The organism is Pseudoalteromonas sp. UBA6610 (assembly GCF_002433295.1).
GTDB classification, from domain to species: domain Bacteria; phylum Pseudomonadota; class Gammaproteobacteria; order Enterobacterales; family Alteromonadaceae; genus Pseudoalteromonas; species Pseudoalteromonas atlantica.
The window spans coordinates 1-9,279 of the sequence record NZ_DJHW01000139.1 but is presented as its reverse complement, the minus strand read 5'-3'; the positions used below and the strand labels follow the sequence as shown (position 1 = coordinate 9,279).

Annotated in this window: 9 protein-coding genes; 7 read left to right on the top strand and 2 right to left on the bottom strand. The window is 41.5% G+C overall.

The window, feature by feature from the left end; translation table 11 throughout:
* The 5 genes from B4F91_RS18305 to B4F91_RS18285 form a co-directional block, all read left to right on the top strand.
* Positions 1-463: tRNA-uridine aminocarboxypropyltransferase (locus tag B4F91_RS18305; protein WP_288636158.1), on the top strand; the 463-nt coding region annotated here is incomplete at its 5' end.
* A 775-nt stretch (positions 464-1,238) separates the two neighbouring features.
* Positions 1,239-2,243 carry a Fe(3+) ABC transporter substrate-binding protein gene (locus B4F91_RS18300; RefSeq protein ID WP_029773350.1) on the top strand — a complete coding sequence of 335 codons (1,005 nt, stop codon included), beginning with the start codon at positions 1,239-1,241 and terminating at the stop codon, positions 2,241-2,243.
* Positions 2,243-3,874, top strand: a complete 1,632-nt coding sequence (locus B4F91_RS18295) for an ABC transporter permease (protein WP_096042331.1) — start codon at positions 2,243-2,245, stop codon at positions 3,872-3,874. The genes B4F91_RS18300 and B4F91_RS18295 overlap by 1 nt, the downstream gene beginning before the upstream one ends.
* On the top strand, positions 3,875-4,921 hold the full coding sequence (locus B4F91_RS18290; RefSeq protein ID WP_029773348.1) for an ABC transporter ATP-binding protein: 1,047 nt from the start codon (positions 3,875-3,877) through the stop codon (positions 4,919-4,921). It begins immediately after the preceding gene.
* A 43-nt stretch (positions 4,922-4,964) separates the two neighbouring features.
* Positions 4,965-5,864, top strand: a complete 900-nt coding sequence (locus tag B4F91_RS18285) for a Dyp-type peroxidase (RefSeq protein ID WP_004587917.1) — start codon at positions 4,965-4,967, stop codon at positions 5,862-5,864.
* Here the strand turns inward: B4F91_RS18285 and argR are convergent.
* Positions 5,861-6,328, bottom strand: a complete 468-nt coding sequence (gene argR / locus B4F91_RS18280; RefSeq protein WP_004587918.1) for a transcriptional regulator ArgR — start codon at positions 6,326-6,328, stop codon at positions 5,861-5,863. The two genes, B4F91_RS18285 and argR, sit on opposite strands and share 4 nt — an antisense overlap.
* Positions 6,329-6,553: 225 nt before the next feature.
* Between argR and mdh the strand changes: the two genes are divergently transcribed.
* Positions 6,554-7,486 carry a malate dehydrogenase gene (mdh, locus tag B4F91_RS18275; protein ID WP_004587919.1) on the top strand — a complete coding sequence of 311 codons (933 nt, stop codon included), beginning with the start codon at positions 6,554-6,556 and terminating at the stop codon, positions 7,484-7,486.
* 94 nt (positions 7,487-7,580) lie between these two features.
* Here the strand turns inward: mdh and ispB are convergent, their stop codons facing one another.
* Positions 7,581-8,552, bottom strand: a complete 972-nt coding sequence (gene ispB / locus B4F91_RS18270; RefSeq protein ID WP_286936406.1) for an octaprenyl diphosphate synthase — start codon at positions 8,550-8,552, stop codon at positions 7,581-7,583.
* A 421-nt stretch (positions 8,553-8,973) separates the two neighbouring features.
* Here ispB and rplU point away from each other — a divergent pair.
* The coding region (gene rplU / locus B4F91_RS18265; RefSeq protein WP_273001579.1) for a 50S ribosomal protein L21 at positions 8,974-9,279 on the top strand (306 nt) is incomplete at its 3' end.

The window sequence follows — 9,279 nt, the reverse complement described above, 5'->3', positions numbered from 1 at the left end:
TTTAATTGCTGAAATAGTCCCTGACAACTATGCATTTAGATGGGACAGAACAGAGCCAAGCGCTGAGCTATTAGCTTTATTAAACAACGCTGATTATCAACCTATGGTGATATTTCCAGCTGAAGATGTAGAGCCGGGCAGGGCAACCACCGAAGTAAACATTGAACCTGGCAAAAAGCCATTATTTATATTTTTAGATGGCACCTGGCGCGAAGCTAAAAAAATGATCCGCAAAAGCCCGTATCTAGATAATTTACCGGTGTTGTCGATCACCGCTGATAAACTATCAGATTACCGTTTACGCGTTGCACCTCACGCATACCAGTTAGGCACTGCTGAGGTAGGCATTATGGTGTTAGCGCTCGCAGGTGAGCAAGATGCCGCCTTAAAGCTTGAACAGCACTTTATAAAATTTCGTGATGCGTACTTACTTGGTAAGCGAAATAAGGGCAGGCCACAGTAACTTAATTTTAGGCAAAGAAAAGCGCGCTCTATCTCTAGGCGCGCTTGCGGAATCTTCTAATTTTGCATCCTGCAATTGAACTTAATCAACTCCAATTTTTACTTATCCATGTGATTACGATATTACTTTTTAGTTCTATGTAATTTAGGCTATCCGGGCCTATCTCCTTTAAATCCCTGTACATCCTGTAGTGGTAAAAACTATTACCTATTCCTTTTGGCACATCCTAGTGCAGTCCATTAATTCACAATTCCATTGTGTTGCCTCAAGGGCCTGTCCATTTAATTCCTGTCACATCCTGTTAAACAACTATCCGCTGTTGTTATCCTTGCTGTATCGTCCTGATACGTTCCTTTGTGCAACAATCCATTGCGATACTCATCCTGAGCCTGTCCTAATTTCCGTGTTGTCCGTAGTAACCTAATCATTGGTTGTTCGAGTAAGCAGTCCATTTCCTTTTACTCGATAAGCATCACTGCTTGGTTGATGTAGTAATTGTAGCGTGCTGGTGCAACTAAAATAGGTTAAAACGGCTATGGATTTACTTATAAAAAGTGAGTATTTATAACAAATCAAATAAAAACAGATGCTTACATTGTTTTTACTGGGTTGTTATAGGTTTTTTTACTCATTAGCTGTCAGCTCTGTAAGAGATGTCTTACGCGGTATTTCCCTTTTGGTCATTAATTACTTATTTACATTTATGTAAAGAGTGTATATTTTCACGTATCACGATAAAATCCCCTGTAAATAATTACTATTTAGGTAAATTGATATGAGAACTGCACTGGCTATACTTACTTGTATTATTAGCGCTTCGCCTGCGTTTGCGAGCGATGTTGTTAATATTTACTCTTTTCGTCAACCGTTTTTAATTCAACCTATTTTAACTGACTTCACTAAGCAAACAGGCATTAAAACGAATGTGGTTTTTGCAAAAAAAGGGTTAATAGAGCGTGTTAAGCGTGAAGGAAAGCACAGTAAAGCCGATTTAGTATTAACATCTAATTTTAGTGCGCTTATTCAGCTAGAGGATCTAAATTTAACGCAAAGTATTAAAAGTGATCGCATTAAAAACAATATTCCTGCGTCGTATAGAGATAGCGACGGGCAGTGGGTGGCATTAACTAAGCGGGTTCGTAATGTGTATTCATCAAAAGAGCGCCTAGGTGCTTTACCTGAACTCACCTACGAAGATTTGGCTAACCCACAGTACAAAGGACAAATTTGTACACGTTCTGGCAAGCACCCTTATAACCTTGGCTTAGTTGCTTCGATGATTGCTCATCACGGCGAGGAAAAAACTAAAACATGGTTAGAAGGTGTTAAAGCTAATTTAGCACGTAAGCCACAAGGTAACGATCGCGCGCAAGTAAAAGCAGTAAAAGAAGGTTTGTGCAATCTTGCTTTAGGTAATAGTTACTACCTTGGCAAAATGCTTCAAGACGACGAGCAAAAAGCGTGGGCTGAGTCTGTTTATATTAATTTTCCTAATCAGCAAAATCGCGGCTCACACATAAATGTTTCGGGTGCTGTCATTACTAAATATGCAAAAAATCCTGATAATGCCCTTAAGCTTATTGAGTTTATGAGCGAAACCAAAGCTCAAAATATGTATGCCTCTGTAAATATGGAGTACCCTGTTAAGCAAGGCGTTGAGCTATCAAGTTTAGTGGCCTCTTGGGGAAGCTTTAAAGAAGATGGCCTAGCACTTGATGAGATCAGTAAATATCGTCCGTTAGCCCTTAAGCTAATAGATGAGGTGAAGTTCGACCTTTAATGAATTTTATATTTAAGCTGTCTAAATGGCAGCTCTTTGCTTGGTCGACAGGGCTTTTATTGTCGGCCCCGCTGTTTTTTCTGATTTATGAATCTTTACAAGGCGACTCAGAGGTATTTTCTCATCTGTGGGATACCGTGCTGTGGGATTATATTACTAATACTGTGCTGCTTATTTTTGGCGTATGCCTGCTTAGCTGTGCAATTGCGCTACCGCTTGGTTGGCTCAGTGCGTATTGCTCCTTCCCCGGCAAAAAGCAATTTGAATGGGCGCTTATGCTGCCCCTTGCAATGCCAACCTATTTAATAGCCTATGTGTATACCGATTTGCTAGATTACGCAGGCCCTGTGCAAATAGCCCTAAGAGAGTGGTTTGATTGGCACTCGCCAACGGATTATTGGTTTTTTGATATTCGCACTTTGCCCGGCGCTATGGTGATGATCGCACTTGTGCTGTATCCGTATTTATTTTTAATTTTTAAAACCGCACTGCGAGAGCAGTCATTTAAGCTAGTGCAAGCTAGTCAATTAATGGGTTTATCGCCTTGGCAAAGCTTTTTTAAGGTAAGTATAGTGCTTTCTCGTGGCTCAATTGTGGCAGCCCTTGCGCTCATAAGCATGGAAACCATGGCCGACTATGCAACGGTAAGTTACTTTGCAGTGAGCACCTTAACCACCGCGGTGTACGATACATGGTTTGGTTATTACTCACTCACGGCTGCAGCGAAAATATCGGGCGTTATGCTGTTACTGCTGTTTTTAGCTTTAATGGCGGAGCGCTTTAGTCGGCGTAACCAAGCCGTGTTTGAGCGTCAATCAGGTGTTAATAGCGAGTCGTTATACAAACTTAAAGGTAAACATGCATGGCTGGCTACGTCATTTTGCAGTGTTATTTTGCTCATTGCTTTTATTATACCTATGTTGGTATTGCTAAATTATGCAATAACTTACTTTGATAAAGCGTGGAACACGGCTTTTTTTAGTTACGCGTGGCAAAGTTTAAAAGTAGCTATTACTGTAAGCGTAATCAGCATAATACTCGCTACACTAATCGTTTTTTATCAGCGTGTGGCAAAGCAAGGCTATACTTTAATACCTGGTCGCTTAGCGAGCACCGGCTATGCACTACCAGGTACGGTACTGGCTATTGCTGTGTTATTACCGCTGAGCGTATTAGAAAACTCAATAAATACAACCCTTGAGAGCTACAACCTAGATATAGGTTTATTACTAACCGGTAGCATTGTCACTATTATACTGGCTTACTTAGTGCGCTTTTATGCCATTGCGCACGGTGCTATAGAATCGAGCTTTGTACGTATTAGTCCTTCACTGGATATGGCTAGCCAATCTATGGGTAAAAGCCAAGGGCAAACACTGCGCTTAGTGCACCTTCCTTTATTACGTCGAGGTCTTTTAACAGCTGCATTGCTTGTATTTATTGAGTGTATGAAAGAGCTGCCAGCTGCATTACTATTAAGGCCTTTTGACTTTGAAAGTTTAGCCACACATGTATTTCAATATGTGAGCGATGAGCAGCTTGAGCTTGCCTCTATTTCCGCTTTATTTATTGTTTTGGTTGGGTTGATCCCCTTGTATTTTATTAATCGTTCTATGGAGCAACGCAGTTAAATGAGCCGTTTAAATTTACAAGGTGTGGGTTATCACTACAGTGGCACGCATGTGCTACACAATTTAGATTTAACGGTGGGTCAAGACGAAATTGTGTGTTTGCTCGGAGCCAGCGGCTGCGGTAAAACAACCACCTTAAAAGCAATTGCTGGCCTTATTGAAATAAATGAAGGTAGTGTATTTATAGATGGCAAATGTGTAAGCGACAAGCATACATTTGTATCACCAGAGCATCGTAATATAGGGATGATGTTTCAAGATTATGCCCTGTTTCCGCACCTCAGTGTGGCAGATAATATTGCGTTTGGGCTGGGTAAAATAAGCAAAGCGCAAAAACAGCAACGGGTAGAGGAAATGCTAGAGCTAGTGCATTTAACGGGGTGTGCAAAACGCTACCCTCATCAGCTCTCGGGTGGCCAGCAGCAACGCGTGGCTATTGCGCGGGCTTTGGCTTATAAGCCTAGTTTATTGCTTCTTGATGAGCCTTTTTCGAACATAGATACACAAGTACGCTTTGAGTTAATTGCTGATATTAGGCGCATTATTAAAGCGCAGCAGGTTTCTGCGGTATTTGTTAGCCACTCAAAAGAAGAAGCCTTTGCGTTTTCAGACACGCTAGCCATTATGCACCAAGGAAAAATAGCCCAACAAGGTACACCAGAGCAGCTTTTTGCCATGCCAAAGACAAAGGAGGTTGCAGAGTTTCTGGGTCAGGGCATATACTTAGGCGCAGAAGTGTTAACGGCAACTGAATACACAACGCCTTTTGGTGTCGTGCAATCGCAGCATGAGCATACGCACAGTGCAATAAAAGGGGTGGTGTATATTCGTCCGCACCATATTGAGCTTGCGCAAAATACGCAGGCCGATAATCCTCAAGGTGTGAGTATTTTAAGCCGTCGGTTTATAGGCTCGGCTTATGTTTACACTGTTGTAATTGCAGAGCAAGAGATTGAAGTTGCCGCACAATATGGCCAGTCATTTGAAATAAATGAACAGGTTATAATAAAAATAAAACCTCACACGGTGAATTTTTTCGAATCATAACAAATGTGTTATTCGCTGTGTTTTATAAAGCTAAGGAATAACAATGGCGCAAGCGCAATCTGGGATTTGTGCTGAAGCAAACTTACACGGTTTGCATTTATTTTTTAATGTATTTGATGGTCAAGACGAGTCATTGCGCGCAAAGCTTAAGCGCGTAAGCGCAATTGAAGAAGAGTTTAGTGATCAGTTTTCCGAAGCCATGCTCTCTTGCATGGTGGCTATAGGCGCGCAATATTGGCCGCATATACTACCTGAATATATCCCAAGCGAGCTGCAAAGCTTTCCTAATATAAATCACAGTGATTTTGTTATGCGCGTACAGCCATGTGATTTATTCATACAAATTCGCTCAGACCGAGAAGATGTTAATCACCTTTTTGCATTGCAAATATTAAAGTTGTTTTCGCCCGATGTAGAGCTGGTTGAACAAATTCGCAATTTTAGGTTTTTAGATGGGCGAGACTTTAACGGCTTTATTTATGCAGGCGACACCCCACATGGACGCCAAAAACGAATCACGGCACTGGTTAATAACCCCGACAGCTTTGAACACCAAGGCAGCTATATTCATGTACAGCGTTATAAGCATGACCTGAGCGTATGGCAGCATTTATCACTAAGCGAGCAAGAGCATATTATGGGGCGTACACGTTTAGATAACACCTTAATTGAGCCTAAGGTAGATACGAGCCACGCGACTAGAAGTGAGCTAAAAGATGAAAGCGGCCAAGCAATACTGCTTAACCAAAGCATGCCGTATGGCGATGTTTACGAGCAAGGCATGCTAAGTATTACATGCTCTGCATCGGGAAGTGCGTTTGAAAAGGTACTTAACAGCCGCATAGGAAAAGGGGAGTGTTACGACCACTGGCTTGATTTTACTCAAGCCGATATGGGCTCAGCGTTTTTTGCGCCGTCAGTTAGTTTTTTAAAACAGCTTTAAACCGTATCAAATAAAATGCGTACGCGCTCTAGTGTAATGTCTATTTCAGATATTTTTGCTGGGGCAATAAAAATAGTGTCATCTCCGGCAATTGTGCCCAATACACCATCCGCTTTGCCTAGTGAGTCTAATAAGCGGGCAATTAACTGCGCAGCGCCTGGGCTGGTGGTTATAATAATCATCATTTCGTTATGCATAATATCAATAACAAGCTGACGTAGTGGGCTTTTAGCAGTCGGTACGCCCATTTCTGCGGGTAGGCAATAAACCATTTCTTGTTTAGCATTACGGGTACGCACAGCGCCAAACTTGCTAAGCATGCGCGACACCTTACTTTGGCTTATATTGTCAAAGCCTTGCTCTTTTAATGCTTCGACTATTTCGCCTTGCGAGCCAAAGTTCTCTTCTTTTAAAAGTGCTTTAAACGCTTTTACCAGCGCTTCTTGTTTGTCTTGTGGTTGCATAGTCTTTATTCATTTTTGTTATTTATAATGCAAATTCTACACAAAAATGAATAATTATGCAGCAGTTGTTTAGTTAACTTGCCAGTTTGCTGCGATAAACCAACAAAGTTTACAACTATGGTCGAAAATATACCTGAAATAAGCAGGATAAATTTGTTTTTAGTCGCTAATTTCATTATCTTAAGAGCCACAAATATTTCCTACCTCAAATTACGGAGAATTCCAATGAAAGTTGCTGTATTAGGTGCTGCAGGCGGTATCGGTCAAGCGTTGTCTTTATTATTAAAAACAGGCTTACCAGCTGGTTCTGAATTATCACTTTACGATGTTGCACCAGTTGTACCAGGTGTTGCGGTTGACCTATCTCACATCCCTACAGATGTTAAAGTAGCAGGTTTTGGCGCAGACGATTTAAATAAAGCGCTTGAAGGGTGTGATATCGTACTTATCCCAGCGGGTATGCCACGTAAACCAGGTATGGATCGTGCGGATTTATTTAACGTAAACGCAGGTATCATCAAAACATTAGCAGAAGGCATTGTAGCTAGCTGTCCTAAAGCGTTAGTGGGTGTTATCACTAACCCAGTAAACGGCACTGTACCAATTGTTGCTGAAGTATTCAAAAAAGCAGGTACTTACGACGCTAAGCGCGTATTTGGTATCACTACGCTTGACGTAATTCGTTCAGAAGCATTTGTTGCTGAGCTTAAAGGCGTAGACGTAGCAACCGTTAAAGTACCAGTAATTGGTGGCCACTCAGGCACAACCATTCTACCTCTACTTTCTCAAGTTGAAGGCGTAAGCTTCACTGAAGAAGAAGTAGCTACACTTACTCCACGTATCCAAAATGCAGGTACTGAAGTAGTAAATGCTAAAGCGGGCGGTGGTTCAGCTACATTATCTATGGGTGCTGCTGCAGCACGTTTTTGTATGTCTTTAGTTAAAGGCCTACAAGGTGAAGACGTAGTAGATTACGCATACGTTGCTGTTGAAAATGGCGATGCAGAGTACTTTGCTCACCCAGTACGTTTAGGCACAAACGGCGTAGAAGAAATTCTTTCTTACGGCGAGCTAAGCGCATTTGAAGAAAAAGCTAAAAACGACATGCTTGAAACTCTGAAAAAAGACATCAAAGAAGGTGTTGATTTCATGGCGTAATAGCCAAGTTATGCACAAAAAAGCCTGCTTATGCAGGCTTTTTTATTGCTCGAAAATGATGGCCCTTAAATACTAATTAAGGGAGGCTGCAAAGTTAGTGATCTCGCTCTACAGCTATACGCGCTAAGCTGATTAACGCTTGCTTGTACTGCGACTCTGCTAAAAAGTCTAAACAGGCAATGGCCTTGTCTGCTTCTTGCTGCGCCTTTTGCATTGTAAATTCAAGTGCGTTGGTTTGTTTAAGTGCCGTTAAAATAGCCTCAAGGTTATCCATACCATTGCAATGCTCAATGACATCACGAATGAGGGCTCTTTGCTGATCACTGCCGTGCTTCATCGCATATATTAGCGGCAAGGTTGGCTTACCTTCTGCTAAATCATCACCAATATTTTTACCTAATTGGTCAGCGTCTGCGTTGTAATCAAGTACGTCATCAACTAACTGAAAAGCAGTACCTAAATGCATACCATATAAATTAAGCGCATCTAACACACTGTTATCTTGCTCGGTAATAATAGCTGCAAGCCCTGTAGCGGCTTCAAATAATTTAGCCGTTTTAGAGTAAATAACCTGCATGTAACTTGCTTCGGTGGTATTAGGGTCGTTGCAATTCATAAGTTGCAATACTTCACCCTCAGCAATCACGTTGGTGGCATCAGCAAGCACTTGCATAATTTGCATTTTGCCCAGCCCCACCATAAGTTGAAACGAGCGGGTGTAAATAAAATCCCCAACCAGCACGCTGGCAGCATTACCAAATTCGGCATTTGCAGTCGGTGTACCACGGCGCAGGTTAGATTCATCAACAACATCATCATGTAATAGTGTTGCCGTATGAATAAATTCAACAATCGTTGCCAAAGTAATGTGATCTTTACCTTGGTAACCCAAAGCTCTTGCTGCCAATATTGCCAGCATCGGGCGTACGCGTTTGCCGCCGCTGTTAACGATGTACAAACCAAGTTGATTGACTAACGCCACATCTGAGCGCATTTGCGCGTGTATAAGTTGATTGACGTCATTCATATCGCTTTCGATTAACGCCTGGATAGCTTTTATATCCATTGATCTCCGAGCCAATTTTTATGTGTGAACGGCGCCGATTGTACAACAAAAAAAGCACTAGCTCGATATTTTGTGACGATTCATTAAAAAAACCGAGTTAAAAACCTTAATTAGCGCTTAATTAGGGTATTTAATTGTATATTTTACACTCAAAGTGCGACTATTTATTGCGCAGTCAATGGGTTCTGGAGTAGGCATAGCGACACGTAAATTTATTTTGTCTTTGCACTAAAAAGCGCTTGGCAACAGGGCAATTTAATATAAAATGGGGGAAATATTGAATTGCTCTCAATGCAGCTACTTTTTATTCATTTTAATTACAAAATAGGCTTGCTAGTTTTTATGCATTAGCGTAAACTTCGCGCCCTATCGAAGAATATTTTAGTTGCGTCGATTTGAGGGCGCACAGACGGAGTTAATTATGTACGCGGTTTTCCAAAGTGGTGGTAAACAGCATCGTGTGACTGAAGGTCAAACGATTCGTCTTGAAAAATTAGACGTTGAAACTGGTGCAGCAGTTGAATTTGATTCAGTACTTTTAGTTGCTGATGGTGAGAAAATCGAGATCGGTGTACCGTTCGTAAACGGTGGTAAAGTAACAGCTGAGGTTGTTTCACATGGTCGCGGTGAGAAGATTAAGGTTGTTAAATTTAGACGCCGTAAGCATTCTCGTAAGCAAATGGGCCATCGTCAATGGTTCACTGAAGTTAAAATCACTGGCATTAGC

Excerpts from the sequence above, each read along its gene's own strand:
- B4F91_RS18300 (WP_029773350.1), top strand. The coding sequence starts at position 1,239 with ATGAGAACTGCACTGGCTATACTTACTTGTATTATTAGCGCTTCGCCT.
- B4F91_RS18295 (WP_096042331.1), top strand. The coding sequence starts at position 2,243 with ATGAATTTTATATTTAAGCTGTCTAAATGGCAGCTCTTTGCTTGGTCG.
- B4F91_RS18290 (WP_029773348.1), top strand. The coding sequence starts at position 3,875 with ATGAGCCGTTTAAATTTACAAGGTGTGGGTTATCACTACAGTGGCACG.
- B4F91_RS18285 (WP_004587917.1), top strand. The coding sequence starts at position 4,965 with ATGGCGCAAGCGCAATCTGGGATTTGTGCTGAAGCAAACTTACACGGT.
- argR (WP_004587918.1), bottom strand. The coding sequence starts at position 6,328 with ATGCAACCACAAGACAAACAAGAAGCGCTGGTAAAAGCGTTTAAAGCA.
- mdh (WP_004587919.1), top strand. The coding sequence starts at position 6,554 with ATGAAAGTTGCTGTATTAGGTGCTGCAGGCGGTATCGGTCAAGCGTTG.
- ispB (WP_286936406.1), bottom strand. The coding sequence starts at position 8,552 with ATGGATATAAAAGCTATCCAGGCGTTAATCGAAAGCGATATGAATGAC.